General features: G+C 68.1%; 4 protein-coding genes. 1 reads left to right on the plus strand and 3 read right to left on the minus strand.

Going from position 1 to position 15,952, the window contains the following annotated elements; genetic code table 11:
• Positions 1 to 20: 20 nt before the first annotated feature.
• From E6C76_RS19995 to E6C76_RS20005, 3 genes are all read right to left on the minus strand, one after another.
• Entirely contained in the window at positions 21 to 4,148 is a 4,128-nt protein-coding gene (locus E6C76_RS19995) for an OmpA family protein (protein WP_211090296.1), read from the minus strand.
• Positions 4,145 to 12,670: an SdrD B-like domain-containing protein gene (locus E6C76_RS20000; protein WP_136350023.1), complete on the minus strand. Its 8,526-nt coding sequence runs from the start codon at positions 12,668 to 12,670 to the stop codon at positions 4,145 to 4,147. Before E6C76_RS20000 ends, E6C76_RS19995 begins: the two co-directional genes overlap by 4 nt.
• Before the next feature lie 357 nt (positions 12,671 to 13,027).
• The gene (locus E6C76_RS20005) at positions 13,028 to 13,744 is read right to left on the minus strand and encodes a response regulator transcription factor (RefSeq protein WP_168734391.1); all 717 of its coding nucleotides are present in this window, start codon (positions 13,742 to 13,744) and stop codon (positions 13,028 to 13,030) included.
• Between the two features lie 102 nt (positions 13,745 to 13,846).
• On the opposite strand from E6C76_RS20005, the gene E6C76_RS20010 reads away from it, so the two are divergent.
• Positions 13,847 to 15,928, plus strand: coding sequence for a sensor histidine kinase (locus E6C76_RS20010; RefSeq protein ID WP_168734392.1), 2,082 nt, complete (start codon positions 13,847 to 13,849; stop codon positions 15,926 to 15,928).
• Positions 15,929 to 15,952: the final 24 nt, after the last annotated feature.

Raw genomic sequence — 15,952 nt, forward strand, 5'->3', positions numbered from 1 at the left:
CCCGTCGCCGGGAAGCGCCGTCAGAACGTGGCCAGCACGTTGAAGAACCAGCCCCGGCTGCGGTAGGACAGATCGGTGAGATCGTCCGAATAGGTGGTGAAGTTGTAGCCCACCCCCATCTTGACGTGCTGGCCGACGTGCCGGTAGATCGCCACCAGGGCGCCGGCGCGCGCGTCCTCGGCTTCCTTGGCGCGCAGGTTGCGCCATTCCACCACCGCGTCCCACTCGCGCACGAAGTGCCAGTCCGCGCGCAGCACCAGCAGGTCGGCGCGGCTGCGGAACCACTCGCTGTCCGGGTTGGTGAACTTGATGTCGCCGATGCGCAGGCCGTACTTCACGCCCAGCGACAGCCAGGGCTGGGCGTCCCAGATGGTGTCGATGGCGAACACCTGGCTGCGCTGCGAGTAGTCGGCGTCGCGCCCGCTGGCGGACAACTGCCCGGAGGACGGCACGTTGTGGAAGTTGGTGTACTTGAACAGCGTGTTCCAGCGGTCGTTGTCCACCGGACGGTAGGCCGCGCCGAGGACGATCTCGTGGAAGTCGCCGTCCCAGAACATGCCGCGCGTGCCGCTGCTGCGCGAGACGTTGGCCTTGCCGATCAGCCGCCAGGCCGGGTCGAGCTGGTGGCCCAGGGTGTTGCGCATCAGCCAGGTGCGCCCGGTGCCGGAGGAGTTGTTGTCCTCGCGGTATTCCAGGCTGCCGGCGTACTTGGTCTGCGCGTCCTTGTAGGCCATCGACAGGCCCAGCGCGCGGCGGCGCACGTCGCTGGAAAGCGGTTCGCTGATGCGGCCGAATTCCAGCTTGAGGCCGTAGGTCCAGCGGTCGTTGGGCGCCAGATCCACGCCGAAGGCCTGGGTCAGCCCCTGCGGGCCGGCGCCGTGGGCGACGCGGTTCTCGCCGTACACGCGCACCTGCTCGCTGACCCGGTAGTCCGCGCCGGTGACCAGGCTGCCGGTGCGGCCGCGCCAGCCGTAGTCCGTGCCCTCGGTTTCCAGCACGTAGTTCATGTAGGCGTTGCTGCGGTCGGAGATGCGGTAATCCGCACCGAGCAGCCCGCCCGTGCCGCCGTTGCCGCCGGAGGCCTCGGCGCGCAGGCCGATGCGGTCGGTGGCCTGCCAGCGCCCGCCCAGGCCGGCGCGGTTGTTGTCGCGGCGCTCGCCGGACTTGGCCACGGTGCCCTGCACGAAGCCGTACACTTCCCAGTCCTCGCGCTCGCCGGCCTCGCCGTCTTCCTTCAGCGGCTGGTATTCGACGCGCACGGCCACGTCGGTGCGCTCGCCTTCCTCGGAGAGTTCGCTGCTGACGATCACGCCCTGGGTGCGCAGGTCGCGCTCGTCGTGGCGCACCGCGCCGGCCACCGCCCATTCCTCGTTGAGTTGATGGCGGTAGCCGACCTCGGCGGTGGAACGCAGTTGCACGTCGCTCTTGCTGTGGTCGGCCTTGACGCTCAGTTCGCCGCTTTCGCCCACATCGATCCGCGCGCTGGCGCCGGACTGGGTGATGCCCTCGCCGCCCGCGCCCAGGCCGATCTGGCCGGGGCCGGAGAAGCCGCTGTCCTTCTTCTGCCAGTAGGCAGCGACCCGGCCGCGCGCGCTGTCGCTGAAATCGGCGAGATCGAGGTGGCCTTCCACGCGCCGGGCGTCGGCCTGGCCGCCCGAACTGGTCAGCGATTCGAAGCCGAAGCCGCCGTCGGAGGACAGCAGGGTCTGGCTGCCGGCGCCGGTGGAGCGCGCCAGTTCGACGGCCAGCGAACTGCCCTGGCCGGCGCGCAGCAGCACATCCACGCCGGAAAGCGTCTGGCGGGTATCGCCCTCGCCCTGGCGGAAGCCGGTGAAGCCCAGGCGGAACCAGTCGTTGATCCAGTGCGTGGCGCGCAGGCCGGTGGTCAGGTTGTCCACCTTCTCCATACCCGGCACGTACTCGTAGGTGGTCACCAGATACAGCGGGTTGCCGCTGATCGCCGAGGTATGCACCAACCCGCTGGCGCTGCCGGTGGACGACAGCGGCTCGCGCAGCATGATGCGGCCCTGCAGGTAGTTGATGTCGTAGTCCAACGCCGGGGTGAGCTGGCGGCGCTCGATGACCAGGCCGGAATCGCGGTCGCGCACTTCCACCCAGATGCGCTCGGAGCCCTGGGTGATGTCCTGGTTGCGCAGGTAGTACAGCGAGCCGCCGGTGCCGCGGAATTCCTGGCGCGCGCCCAGCGTGCCGGGATCGGCGGCGAACAGTTCGGCGCGCGTGCGGCGTTCGCCGAAGCCGGTGGCGGCCTCCGAGACGTAGCGCCCGCGCGCGCCGTACAGGCCGCGCGAGTACTGCACCAGTTCGCTGCCGGTCCATGCAGTCTGGAAGTTGCCCCACATCACGTGGGAGTCGCCGCGCTCCAGGCGCACGTAGAACTTGCCCTGGGTGGGCGCGTCATCCACCGTGGTGCTGTCGTCGCCGTACACCGGATAGTAGGCGTCCGGGTCGATGTTGCGCAGCAGGTAGCGCGGGTCCTTGGAGGTGAAGTTGGTGAACAGGTGCTCGAAGGGCTGTTCGCGCGTGTCGGCGGCGGCGGTGAGCAGCCATTCGCCCTTGATCTTGCCCTTCAGGTAGAAGGCGCCGCGCCCGTCGATGTAGGTTTCGTTGCGGTACGTGCGGTCGTCCCCGGTGACCAGTTCGGCGCGGTCGCGGTGGTTGACCACATTGCGCCCCACGGTGAGGTCGGCGATGGCGATGTAGAACCAGTCGTCGGTGGGAATCGACACGTTGCGGCGGAAGCTGGCGACGTCGCCGTCCGGGCCGCTCACCTGCACTTCCACGCCATGCGGGCCGGCGGGCAGGATCTGGCGTTCGACGAAGCGCCCGTTGTCGCCCAGCGGCACGGTCATGCCCAGCGTGCGCACAGTGCTGCCGGGCGCCACGTCGCGCCCGCTGACCGTGATGGTGCCGCCGCGCACCGGGATGTTGCGCAGCGACAGGGCGTTCTCGCCCCAGCCCACCAATGCCTCGCGCGCCTCGCTGTCGAGGTCGTCGTGCGGGCGGCGGCGGGCCACCACCTCCAGGTACTTTTCGGCGGTCTCGTCGTAGCGCCCCTGTTCGTCATACACCCGCAGCAGGTAGCGGTAGCCGTCGGTGGAGCCGGTGGGCACGAGCCATTCGGCGGTCTCGCCCCAGGCCAGCGGCAGCACCGCGAGCGGCGTGGCGGTGGGCCGTTCGTCGTGGCGGAACACGCGCACCTCGGCCTTGCGGATCCACGCGGCGTAGTTGGTCCATCCGGCGAAGCGCACGGTTTCGCCTTGCAGGGCCACCTCGGTGGTGGGCCACACGTTGAGCGCCGGGTTGGCCGCCAGGCTGTCGTACTTCACCTGGATGTCGGCGCCGGCCAGGGCCACGTCGACGCAGCGCTGGCGGTCGGCCTCGTTGATGTCCTCGCCGGCGGCCAGCGGCTGGCCATCGACGGTGACGCGGAAGGGCAGATCAGTCTGCCCATCGGCCTCGCACGGCCCCGGCACGCGCGGCGCGGGCGCCGCCAGCGGGGTATGCCACACGGCGATTTCCACGCGGCGGTTCTGTGCCATGCCTTCTTCATTGTCGTTGCTGGCCACCGGGCGTTCGTCGCCGTAGCCGCGCACTTCCACCGCGTCGGCGGGCAGGCCGATGCGTTCGCGCAGATACTGCGCAACCACCAGCGCGCGCGCTTCCGACAGCCCCTGGTTGTTGCCGAAGCGCGCACGGGTACGTGCACTGGGGCGCTGGGTGTCGGCATGGCCGACCACGCGCATGCGCAGGGCCTGCTTGTCCTGCACCCGCGCGGCCAGCGCGTCGAGCGCGCTGCGCGCGGCCGGCAGCAGATCGGCCTGGCCGGATTCGAACAGCGCGCCGATGCCGCTTTCGGACAGGGTCTCGGCCATCTGCGGCGGCTCGGCCGGCGCCTGCGCGGCCAGCATGGCCTGCGCATCGGCACGCGAAACCGAGGACGGCAGTTCGTACGCAATCACCGGCTGCCATTCACCCGGCGCGGGCACCGCGCGGCTTTCGCTGCGCGCGTTGTCGATGCGCTTGCCGGGGTGTTCCTCCTGCGCTGCGGCATGCGCGGCGGCCAGGGCTCCAAGGGCGGCCAGCGTGGCGGCCACCGAACGCTTCAGGTTCATCGCGGGGCGCTTCATTGCCGGCCTCCTTCGGCGCGCAGCACGGCGCCCATGACTTCGTGTTCCACAATTAACGGGGGTCTGTCCTCCTTGCCGTCGCGGCGCTCGTGCTCGCGGTACAGGCGCAGCAGTTCGCCTTCCAGGGCCTTCAGGCGGCGCTTGGCGACACCCTCGCCCTCCTCGCCGGTGGCGTAGGCCAGGCGCGCCACGCTCGGGCGTTCCAGCATGGCCGGCACCAGTTGGGCCAGGCGATCCGCCCATTCGGGCAGCAGTCCGTCGCCGTCGGCGGCGAAGGCGCGTGCATCCAGCTCGATGCGGTACACCTTGTGGATGGTGGCGCCGAAGTTGAGCTTGACCATCTTGCCGCGCGTCACCCGCACGTCGCGCGGGTTCTCGGTCGTCACCCGGAAGCCGGACGGCAGGGTGCGTTCGTCGAGCTTCATGACGAAGTTGCTGCCCCGGTCGCGCTGCGGAATGTCCGCGCACTGCACGTGGAAGCGGCCTTCCGCGTCGGTGGTCACCAGCAGACCGCGCGCGGTGACCACCCGCACGTTGGGAATGCCCGGCTCGCCCTGATCCTGGTAGCCGTTGGCGTTGCGGTCGTCGAACACCGTGCCGATGATGTCCGAGCAGTCGAACAACGGGTCGGGGATGATGCGCACGGTGGCCTGGCCGATGTTGGAGACCCGCTCGCTGGCCAGGGTGTTGATCGCCCACGCATTGTTGGTGAACTCACCCTCGCCGACGCCCGCGCCGACCATCAGCACCAGGCGATACGTCTTCGTCTCGCCCGGCAGGAAGGTCTGCCCGGCCCAGCTCAGCAGGCGCCCGTTGACCGCGGGTTCGACGGGCACGAAGCCCACCGCATCGCCATCGCGCACCGAAGCGCTGCCGCTGCGGTAGCGGAAACCCGCGGGAATCTGATCGGTCACCGCGATGTTGTGCAACGGCGCGGACAGCGTGTTGGTCGCGGTGATCGTGTAGGGCACCGCCTGCCCCTTGCTCACGTTGACCAGCGGGGTGGTCTTGACGATGCGGATCGCCCCGCCCAGCAGCGGATCGAGCGGAATGTGGTTGTTCACCACGTTCGACGAACTGGTCGCCGGGTCTCCGGTGAGCGTGAGCTGGAACACCATGTAGTGCGTGGTGTCTTCGCTCGCGCCCGGCGCGGTCAGTTGCGGCTGCACCGGATGAACGCCGCCGAACCCCGGCGTCAGCGGTACCGTCTGCGCGGGGATCATCGTCGACGGCCCCGGCGCGTAGCCCGGCGGAGAACCGATCTCGATGGTGTACTCGCCACTGCCGGGGCAACCGGCGCCGGCGAAGATCCAGAACTCGTAGAAGCCGTCCGCCCCGGTGACCACCGGGTTGCCGCCCACCAGGCACGCCTCGGGTACGGGGGTGCCGCCGCTGAGCAGCGTCACCACCGCGCCGGGCACCGGCTCGCGGGTAATGGCGTCATACACCACCCCGGACGGGTCCAGCGGCAGGTTCTGCTCGACGATGTCCGCGCCCGGCGGCAGCGTCAGGTTGATGATGCGCGCACTGGCCCCATCCACCTGGCCGGCCTGGCCGCCCGATTGCGGCAACGTGGTGATGCCGTTCTCGCCCTGGAAGGAGATCGAGAAATTGCCGTAGGCGGTGCCGTCGCTGACCGGCAGGCCGTTGGCCCACTGGGTGAAGCCCGCCGCATGGCATTCGACGTTGTCGAAGCGGTAGAAACCGAATGCGTTGGTCTGCACCTGGCAGATGGTTTCATCCTGGCCGGTCAGCAGGTTCTGCCCGGTCAGCGTCACCGTCCACCCCTCCACGCGGGAATCGGATTGCGGATCGTCCGGACGGACCCGGCTGTGATTCACGTCCAGATAGACGTAGCCGCTGACCACCGGCGGCACCACCGCCAGCGGGCCGGAGGCCGGCGCCTGCGGCACCACGCCGAACAGGTAACCGCCGATCTCGCCGTTGTGGGCCGCCAGGTTGGCGGGGGTCACGGCGATGTCCGCGATGGTGTTGAACACCGGCTGCGAGCCGAAGTGCTCGTTGTTCACCGTGCCGCCGGCCACCCCGGTGGTTTCCCGGCCGTCGCGGTAGTCCGGATGGCCGCCGGTCTCGTAGAGCAGGTTGACCTGCTCCTGCATCTTGCGGAGCTGGTAGGTCCCGGGCGGAATGCCGTCGAAGCGGAAGGAACCGTCCGCGCCGGTGGTCGCCTGGCAGTTGGCCGGCGTGACGGAGCAGCCCCGCGAGGTGGCGAAATCCGCACCGCCGTCGATGGTGCCTTCGATGTACACGACGACGCCCGCCAGCCCCGCTTCGCCGCCGCCCATCTGGCCGTCGTCGTTGGCATCGACGTACACATGGCCGGTGATGAAGCCGCCGCCCTCGCCGAACAGATAGTCCACACCGTGTTCGGCCAGGCCCAGCGTGATGGCGGTGATGCGGTTGTATTCGGGCTGGGGACCGAAAGCGGTGTTGTCGACGCTGCCGACCGGAACGCCGCTGATCGTGCCGGCCGTCTCCCGGCCGTCCAGATACCCGGCCGGATGGTCCTGCTGCAGCATGTAGGTGCCGCTGCGCAGGCCGGTGAATTCGAACGCGCCGTCCGCTGCGGTCGTCGTCGTCCGCTCTACCGGGTCGCCATTGGCGTCGGTGCCGCTCAGATGCACGGTCACGCCCGCCAGCCCCGGCTCGCCGGAGCCCTTGGCGCCGTCATCGTTGACGTCCAGGTAGACGAAGCCGCGCAACGAGGAAGGCTGGTCGCGGAAGTCGTAGCCGACCCCCTCGCCCCCTTCGGAAGGCAGCACCACGCCGGTGATCCGGTTGGGGCCGTCCGACGTGCCGCTCGGGACGCCATTCACCGTGCCGGGGAAGTTGCCGTTGTCGGTGAACTCGCCGTAGCCGGGCGGCTGCGTCTGCTCGATGGTGTAGCCCCCCGGGCCGGACGGCCGCAGGTTGGTGAATGCGTAGGTGCCGTCCGGGTTGGTGGTCACGGACTCATTGACCGGGTTGCCCTGGTCGTCGATGCCGGTCAGGGTCACCGTCACCCCGCCCTGCTCTTCGCCGGGGTCGTACTCGCCGTTGTCATCCACGTCCAGGTAGACCCGCCCGCCGATGCTGGCCGGCTTGACCAGGCTGAAGTTGAACTCGGTGTGCGCCTCGGCCTCGGCCGGATCGACCGCGAACGGCACGGAGGGGATCACCTGCGGCGTGTGGCCCGGCGCCGTGCAGTCGGCGTGCGCCGAAGCGTCCGGCAGCAGGCCGGGCGCCGCGCACTTGTCCTGGTAGTGCTCCGGCGCGGGGCCGCGGGTCAGGGTGTAGGTGCCGTTGGGCAGCGTCGGGAAGACGTAGCGGCCATTGGCGTCGGTGGTCGCGGTGCAGCTGGCGGGCGCGATGAAGGCGCACACATCCGCCCCCGAGCCCGTGGTGCCCGACAGCGTGACCGTCACGCCCGCCAGGCCCGTATCGGTGCCGGGGTCGCGCGTGCCGTCCGCCGCGTGGTCGTGGTAGACGTAGCCGCTGAGGCTGCCGGTGACGTGGCCGAACAGGTAGTCCGTACCGTCCTCCCCGACACCCAGTGCAATGCCGCTCACCTGCCGGTTGCCGGCGGATTCACCTGCCGTGCCGCCGGCGCTGCCCGGCGAGGTGACGCTCGCCAGATAGTCCACCGGCTGGGTCTGCACCAGCGTGTAGCCGCCGGCGCCGCTCGCGGGCAGGTTGGGGAAGCTGTAGCTGCCGTCGGCATTGGTCTGCACCGTGCATGCGGCGGCGCCGATGACCGTGCACACGTCCAGGCCGTGCTGCGTCGTGCCGCTCAGCGTCAGCGTCACGCCGGCCAGGCCGGGTTCGCCGGCGTCCCGCGTATCGTCGCGGTCCTGGTCGTGCCAGACCGTGCCGGACAGCGAGCCGGCCAGGTGGCCGAAGTCGTAGCCGGCCCCGCTCTCGCCCACGCCGATGACCACGCCGGTGATCGCATTGGCGCCCACCGAACCGACCGGCCCGCCGTTGACGTTGCCCACATTGATCGGGCCTGCGCTGTAGTCCCGCAGGACCCCCACGGTCTGCGCCTGCTGGGTCAGCGTGTAGCCGCTACCGTTGCTGGCCGGCAGGTTGGGGAAATTGTAGGTGCCGTCGGCAGCCGTGGTCGTGGTGCAAGGCTGCGGCGAGATCGCGTCGCATACGTTCAGCCCGCCCGCCGTCGTGCCGGACAGGGTGACCGTCACCCCGGCCAGCGGCCGGTCTCCGGCGCTGTGCACGCCGCTCTTGTCGAGGTCGACGTACACCCGCCCGCCCAGACCCTGGCCGCTCCAGCCGAAGTTGTAGTTGGTACCGGAACCGTTGGAGAGCAGCGCGATGTTCTGCACGCCCTGCGGCGGGCCGCCGCCGTCCAGCGCGCCGGACGGATTCGTGTTCACCGTGCCGACCTGGGTGCCGGTGTAGGTCATGCCGCCCGGCAGGTCCACCTGGGTCACGGTGTAGGTGCCGGGCAGGACGTTTTCGAACAGATAATGTCCGGCAACGGCGGTCTGCACCGTCGTGTCCACCGCTGCCCCGGTGTAGTCGGTCCCCGCCAGCCGCACCGTCAGGCCGGGCAGGCCGGCGGTTTCGCCCGCATCGCGCGTGCCGTTGGCATTGCCGTCGACGAACACCCAGCCTTCCAGGTTGCCGGCGCGCACTTCGCCGAAGTTGTAGCCGGTGGCGGCGGTGTTGGCGGCGAGTGGAATGGCGGTGATGCGGTTGTTTTCAGGCGTGCCGTCGAAACCGGTATTCGCCGCAGAGCCGTTGGCTGTACCGACGGTCTCGTAGGCGTCCAGCCAGCCCGTCGGCTGTGTCTGCGTGATGGTGTAGCCGTCGACGTCGGCCGGGGACAGGTTCTGGAAGGTGAAGGTGCCGTTGGCCGCCGTGGTGGTGGTGACGTCGACGTCATTGCCGTGGACGTCGGTGCCGGTCAGGCGCAGTTGGACGCCCTGGATGCCGGGTTCGCCGGCGCCGTATGCGCCGTTGAAGTTGCTGTCTTCATAGACCCGGCCAGCGATGCTGGAACGCTGCACGGTGACGGACGCGTCGTCGGAATTGTTGGATGTGACGTTATCGACGGTCTGATCCGGGTCCACGCTGACCACGGCGGTATTGGTCAATACCGTCTGCGTGCCGGAAACGCCGGCCGGCCATTCATCCACGAGCACGGGAACAGTGACGCGCGCACTGGCGTTGATCGGCACGTCGCCCAGATCGCAGGTGAACCCCCCGTCACCGGCGGTAACGGAGCAACTGGGTACCGGCGGATCGAACGTGCCGCTGATGACCTGAATCGTCGGCGCGTCAGTCAGCTTCATGCCCGCCGGCAGCGTGTCGCTCAATGCGGCGGCGTACGCCGTGCCGGGGCCGTTGTTCGTCACGTCAACCGTGAAATCGAACGGCTGGCGCAGCGACACAATGGCCGGATCGACGGTTTTGCTCACCGCCATGTCGGCCAGGCTGCGCACCGTGGTGTTCTCACCGTGGAAGTCGTTGGCCGGCACCGGGTCCGCAATCGATGAGCGGTGCTCATCGGAACGTGCGATGGCCAGACGGTTCGGCCACACGCCTTTCTGCTCGGCGGTGAACACCACCGTGACGGTCTTGCTATCGTTGACCTGGAACAGGCCGAGTTCGCAGATCAGATCCGCATTGCCCAGACTCGCGTTCCAGGCACCGTTCAGCGCCCCCGGATCGGCCGGCGGAGTGCCGCTGCCGAAAGCCCCTTCGCCCGGCGCAGTCGAGCAGGTGGTACCCGACGGTGGCGTTACCGACTTGAAGCTCAGTCCCTCGGTCGGCAGGAAATCGTACAGGGTCACGCCTTCCGCCACCGACGGGCCATTGTTGCGCACCGTCAGGGTGTAGGTGACTTCCGATCCTTCGGTCACTGGGTCGGGGGAGTCGCTTTGCGTGACCTGCAGATCGACCCGGGCGTTGGCCACCGGCGTATCCAGGGTCGTCGAATTGCTTGCATGGCCGGAAATTTCCGGCGTGGTCGTACTGACCACGGCCGCGTTGGTCAGCGTGTCGCCCTGCGTACCGTGATTCGGCCGTACCTTGATGGTGACCGCGTGCGATCCATTGCGGGGGATGGAGGCCCAGGAGCACGTCACCTGGTCATTGCTCCCGGTAACGATCGTGTCGCCCGGACTCGCCTGGGCGCTGCAGCTTCCCGCGGAGGTCTGCGTCGACAGGTAGGTCACATTCGCCGGCAGCGTATCGACCATCTGCACGCTGGCGGCCCCGGATGCGCCCGCCAGCAGGTTGGTCACGGTGACCGTATACGTCAGTTCAGTGCCTGCCGGAATGCTGCCGGGCTGATCCGGATGCTCGGTGAACGCATGGTTCTTCGTCACCGTGACGTCCGCCAGCGGCGTGACGGTGGTGGTGTGCGAATCCGAGTTGTTGGTGTAGTTGCTTTCCGAAGAGCCGTAGGCATGGGCCGTCGCGGTGTTGACGCGAGACAGATTGTTCCCCGTGGCGCTGCCCAGCGGCCGCACCAGGACGGTGATGACCGGGCAATTGCTGCCCTGGGTACATTGGGGAACGCTTGCGAAACCGCAGCTCAGGATACGGTTGCCAACATTGGCGCTTCCTGCGTTCTCGCAGGAAGCGCCGGTGGCGAGGCCGGAAACGACCGAGGCCCCTTCAAACCCGTTCACACCCGCCCCGCCGCCGGTAAACAACTCGCTAAACGTGTCGGTCACGCGGACGTCCAGCGCCGTCGTCGCACTGCTATTGACGATCTCCAGCTTGTACTCCAGCACATCGCCGGCCACGACGGTGGCGTCCCCGGTCTTGACGATGCTCAGGTCGTGGGAATCGGTGGACGCATGGATCGCGGGCGCGCTCGCCAGCACGGTGCCCGTGTTCGCCGGGTAGCCGGTCGACGATTCGCTGAGCGTCATCTGGTTGAAATAGGTGCCCGCCTGGGTGGCCCGCACCGTCAGCCTGACCTCGGGGGTGTCGCTTTCCGCCGCGAGGGGGGCTCCCGCGGTGTAGGTCCGTTCGCAGATGATGGGGGTGGAACCGTCACCGACCAGCGTACTCGGCGAGCACGACCACCCGTTTTCCGTAATCGCGGTGACCTCGAGCCCCGCCGGAATCACGTCGGTCATCGTCAAGGTGCCGGCGTAGGCGATGTTGCTGGCGTTCTGCACGCGCAGCCCGTATTCGAAGGTCGCTCCGTTGACCACGGGCCGGTGATAAGGCTCAGCCGGCCCGGTCTTGACCGCGTTGAGGGTCAGCGCGGGCTCCTCGACCGATATCGGCAGGTTGGCGCTGTTGTTGGCTGCATTCGCCTCGTCCGGGCTCGCGGCCGAAATGATGACGCTGTTGGGCAGGTTGGTGCCGGAGCCGATGGCCCGTACATTGACCTGCACCTGGCCGATGGCGTGGTTGTAGGCGCCGTCCGCCCCGCCGCCGTTCGCGCGGGTGCACTGAACCTGCTGGCCGGCAACGGAGCAGTTCCAGCCGTTGAGATTACCGAACCCGAGAATCTCGAACGCCGGAGAGATTTCGGCCGTCATGCTCAGCCCCTGCGGCTGGCCCCCGCTGTATACAGGCTGGAGGCGAATCTGGAATTCATCGCCGAGGATCAACGGGCTCCCGCCGGTACGGCTCATCGTCACGCTGACGTCCGTGCCCGCCAGCACTTGCGTGGCCACCGACCTGGTATTGTTGTCGGGCAGGCCATCCGTGAGCGTCGAACTGGCTGCGGCACTGGAAGAGAGATCACTGCCGCCGACCAGGGTCACCTGGCCCGTGATGTTGCCGATGGACCACGTTTGCCCGACCCCCAGCGCGCTACCGCGCACGCAGGTCACCACCTGTCCGGCCTGGGAGCAGCCCGCCGGCAGACTGCCGGTACGCTGGAAATGGTCCGCCAGGGTGATCGCCGCCGTCACCCCACTCGCGGCGTCCGGACCGTGGTTGACCACGGCAGCGGTATAGCTCAGCGTGCCGCCCGACAGCACCGTGGACGAGTTGCCCGTCAGTTGCATTTCGAGGTCGGCGCCTTGGGAAACCGTGATGGGAATGGAACTCTGGTTGTTGCCCGGTTGAGGATCGGTGGTGTCCGAGCTCACCTCGGCGCTGTTCGAGACGGAAGTCGGCGTGGACTGGGCGATGCGCGCGACGATCTCGACGCGGATTTCCTCTTGCGCCCCGAGCGAACCCAGCTCGCACGTCAGCGTGCCGCCGGCCGCCTCACCGCTGTGGACGCAGACGTTCCCGAGGTCCGGGGTGCTGGTATAGCTCTCGTAGGCGGCGTTCTCCGGCAGGATATCCACCAGCCGCACACCATGGGAGGCGTTGACCAGGCTGTTGTTGGTCACCCGCAGGGTGATCGTCAGCGCCTGCGTGGCACTCACGTTGACCGGGTCGACCGTGTGGTTGAGCACGAGATCGGCCGTTTGCGCCAGCGCGGCATTGGCGCCCAGGCCCAGCATCCCCGCAACGCCACCCACCAGGCAGCCTCGCCACGCGCGCGCCCACCACGACCGCCCGCTCCTGATGACCTCTTTCATGATGATGCCCCGTCCCCTTGGCCACTGCGCGAACCGCCCCGTGTGTCCGGGCGGACGAGAACGCGCCTGCCGCACTGCAATATCTGGAATACCCGGGGCGAATCTAGGGAAAAAGAGGAGAGGACTCCATCACAAACACTAACAAATCAAGCGCTTACTAACCAATTACTCACAAGAAAATCACCTTATGCACCCATTTATCCATTTGATGAGAATGGTTTAACAACTTTTCACCGACACACTCCCAGGGGCGAACAAGGCTGCTGGGCATCAAGACAAGTGCATGCCATCGAGCCGCCTCGCGCAACGCGGGCGGAAAACAGGCACAAAGGGAAGAAAAGGCGGGAGCAGCGGCGCTCAGTGCTCGCGCGGCGACAGCATGAAACCCACACCACGCACGGCCTTGAGCGGCAGCGGGGTGCCGACGGCCTCCTGCACCTTGCGGCGCAGGCGGCTGACCAGCATGTCGAGCCGGTGGTCGAGGTAGTAGTCGGGCTGGTGACCCAGGGCCGAGATGATGACGTCGCGCCGCACCGCGGTATTGGCCTGTTCGAAAAGAAGCTGGAGCAGGATGCGCTCGGAAGCGGTCAGCGCCACCCGCCGGCCCTGCGGCCCCACCAGACTCCAGCCGTCGCCCGCGAGCTGCCAGGTGAGCACGGTGGGCATGGCGGGGGCGGAGGAGGGGTGCGCCTCGCGCACCCGCCGGCTCAGGCTGACGATATTGGCGGCCAGTTCGCGGAAATCCACCGGCTTGACCAGATAGGCATCCGCGCCACTGGTCAGGCAACGCACCAGATCGTCGGTACCGCTGCGCGCGGTGAGCACCAGGATGCCCGCCGACAGCAGCCCCCTGAGCCGCTCGATGATGGTGAAGCCATCCTCACCGGGCAGATTGAGATCGAGCACCAGCACATCGCAGGGTGCCTGCAGGAGCGCCAGGTACAGGTCGCGCGAACCGGCGAGCGCACGGACCCCAAAGCCCATGCGGCGCAGTGCCAGCGAGATTTCCTCGCGGAGGTCTTCATCGTCCTCGACGATGCATACTTCGATTCCGCTGCCGATCTGTTCACTCATGCTCAATCCGTGTCCACCGGTTGCCGGCGGAGGGCATTGGGTCCGATACAATTCGCGATGCAGCATATCCCGTTCGTGGAATCAAATCGGCCTATGAGGGCATTGGTAACAAAAATTGACTGGCGCCGCAGAAGCCTGCCCTGGTTCTTCTTTGCCTTGTGCGGGTGGCTGGCCGCCACCACGTCCCATGCCCAGGACGAACGCTGCGAACCCTATTCCCTGCACGCGGATGAAGGCCTCGAACGCCCGGCGGATATCGGCCGACGGCTGCTGATGCTGGTCGACCCGGGCCGGCAGCTCGAAGCAAAAGACGTCATGGCGCTGCCCTCCTCGGCCTTCACCCCGGTAAGCAGCCCGATTTCCGCGCTCACGCCCGACAGCACGGTCTGGCTGCGCCTGTGTCTGCAGCGCGCGCCCCAGTCGCCGGAACACTGGATCCTCGCCGTACTGCCACCCTATCTGAGCGTTGTGGAGCTGGCCCGGGGCACGCCGGCGCAGCACACGGTCGCCACCCAGGGGGCGGCGTTGCCGTTCTCCGCCCGCGAACTGCCTTACCGGGGATTCGCCTTCTCCATCGACCTGCCCGCCGAAGGCAGCGAGATGCTCCATCTGCGCATGGAGTCCGACTGGCCCGCAGCAGCGGACATCCTGGTGCTGCAGCCCGGCGGCATGAGCCGCATGATTTCCATGGAGTACCTGATGTACGGCCTGTATCTGGGCATGATGCTGCTGGCCGTGGTGATCAACATCATGTTCTGGACGCATCTGCGCGACCCGGTGCACCTGCGCTATGGACTGGCACTGGCATGCACGGCGGCTTTCAGCCTGCTCGTCGGCGGCTACGGCGCACAATTCCTGCTGCCGGATTCTCCAGGCCTGATCCTGCTGCTGAGCAACACCACCTATGCAGCGGCCGCCGCAATGTTCAGCCTGTTCATGATCAGCGCGTTCCGGATGCGTCTGTACTACCGCCACCTGTACCGCATCCTTTGCTGGCTGGCTGCGGCATTCGGGCTGATCGCCCTGCTGACGCCGTTCAGCCGGCATTTCCCCTCCGCCGAGATCGCCGACGCGCTGGCCCTGGTGCTGCTCCCCCTGCTCACCTTCGTGAGCCTGCACGCATTGTTCCGGCACCGCAGCGTACGCCTCTACGCCATCGCCCTGCTCCCGCTCCAGCTGGGGGTGGCAATCACCATCCTGCGCAACACCGGCCTGCCGATCCCGATTCCGCTGGCCGATCACCTGCCCAATATCGGCGCCTTCATCCATCTGGTGCTGCTCAACCTGCTGCTGGCCCGGCGGGCATGGCGGGCGCAACGCGGCCGCATGCGCGCGCAGGACTCCGCGCTGCGCACCGCACGCCGCGCCGAAACGGAACTGGAAGAACGGGTGCAGGCACGCACCCGCGAACTGAACCTGAGCAACGCCAGGCTGCAGCGTGAGATCACCGAACGCATGGCAACGGAAGGACGCCTGTCGATGGCCCTGAAGAGCGAGCGCGACGCGCAGCAGATGCAGCGCCAGTTCCTTTCCATGATTTCCCACGAGTTCCGCACGCCGCTGGCGGTCATCGACGCCGCAGCCCAGGGCATGGCCGACACCCTGCCGGCGGATGACGAGAACGCGCCGCGCGCGGCGCGCATCCGGCGCAGCGTGGTACGCATGATCGACGTACTGGAAAACTGCCTCACCGAGGAACGCCTGGCATCCGCGGGCGCCCGCCTGCAGCGCACCACGGAAGATCTGCGCACGGCGCTATGGACGCGCTATGGCAGCGGACGCAGCACGCCACGCATTCACTTGCAGCTGCCGGCGGAACCGGTGCCCGTCCATCACGACCCCCAGTTGCTGGGCATCGCCGTGGCCAATCTGGTGGATAACGCGCTGAAATACTCGCCCGCCACGGAGCCGGTCACCGTCTCCCTGGAAAGTGGCGACGGGCATGCCTGGATCACCGTGAGCGACCGCGGCGACGGCGTGGCGGAAGAGGATCGGCCGCGCATCTTCGAGAAGTACTACCGCTCACCCAGCGCGCTGGGCCGCCCCGGCGCCGGCATCGGCCTGCATCTGTGCCGGGAGCTGATCCGCCAGCATGGCGGCGAGATCCGCCTGCTGCCCGGCGAGCCCGGGCAGGGTGCGCGCTTCAGGCTGGAACTGCCGCTCGCCGATCCCGAACATCACTGAGCCGGCAGGCAGACGCCGGCGCTC

The organism is Pseudothauera nasutitermitis (assembly GCF_004801295.1).
GTDB lineage: Bacteria > Pseudomonadota > Gammaproteobacteria > Burkholderiales > Rhodocyclaceae > Pseudothauera > Pseudothauera nasutitermitis.

What these genes read in the sequence shown, in the direction of transcription:
- E6C76_RS19995 (WP_211090296.1), bottom strand. Translation starts at nt 4,148, where the DNA reads ATGAAGCGCCCCGCGATGAACCTGAAGCGTTCGGTGGCCGCCACGCTG.
- E6C76_RS20000 (WP_136350023.1), bottom strand. Translation starts at nt 12,670, where the DNA reads ATGAAAGAGGTCATCAGGAGCGGGCGGTCGTGGTGGGCGCGCGCGTGG.
- E6C76_RS20005 (WP_168734391.1), bottom strand. Translation starts at nt 13,744, where the DNA reads ATGAGTGAACAGATCGGCAGCGGAATCGAAGTATGCATCGTCGAGGAC.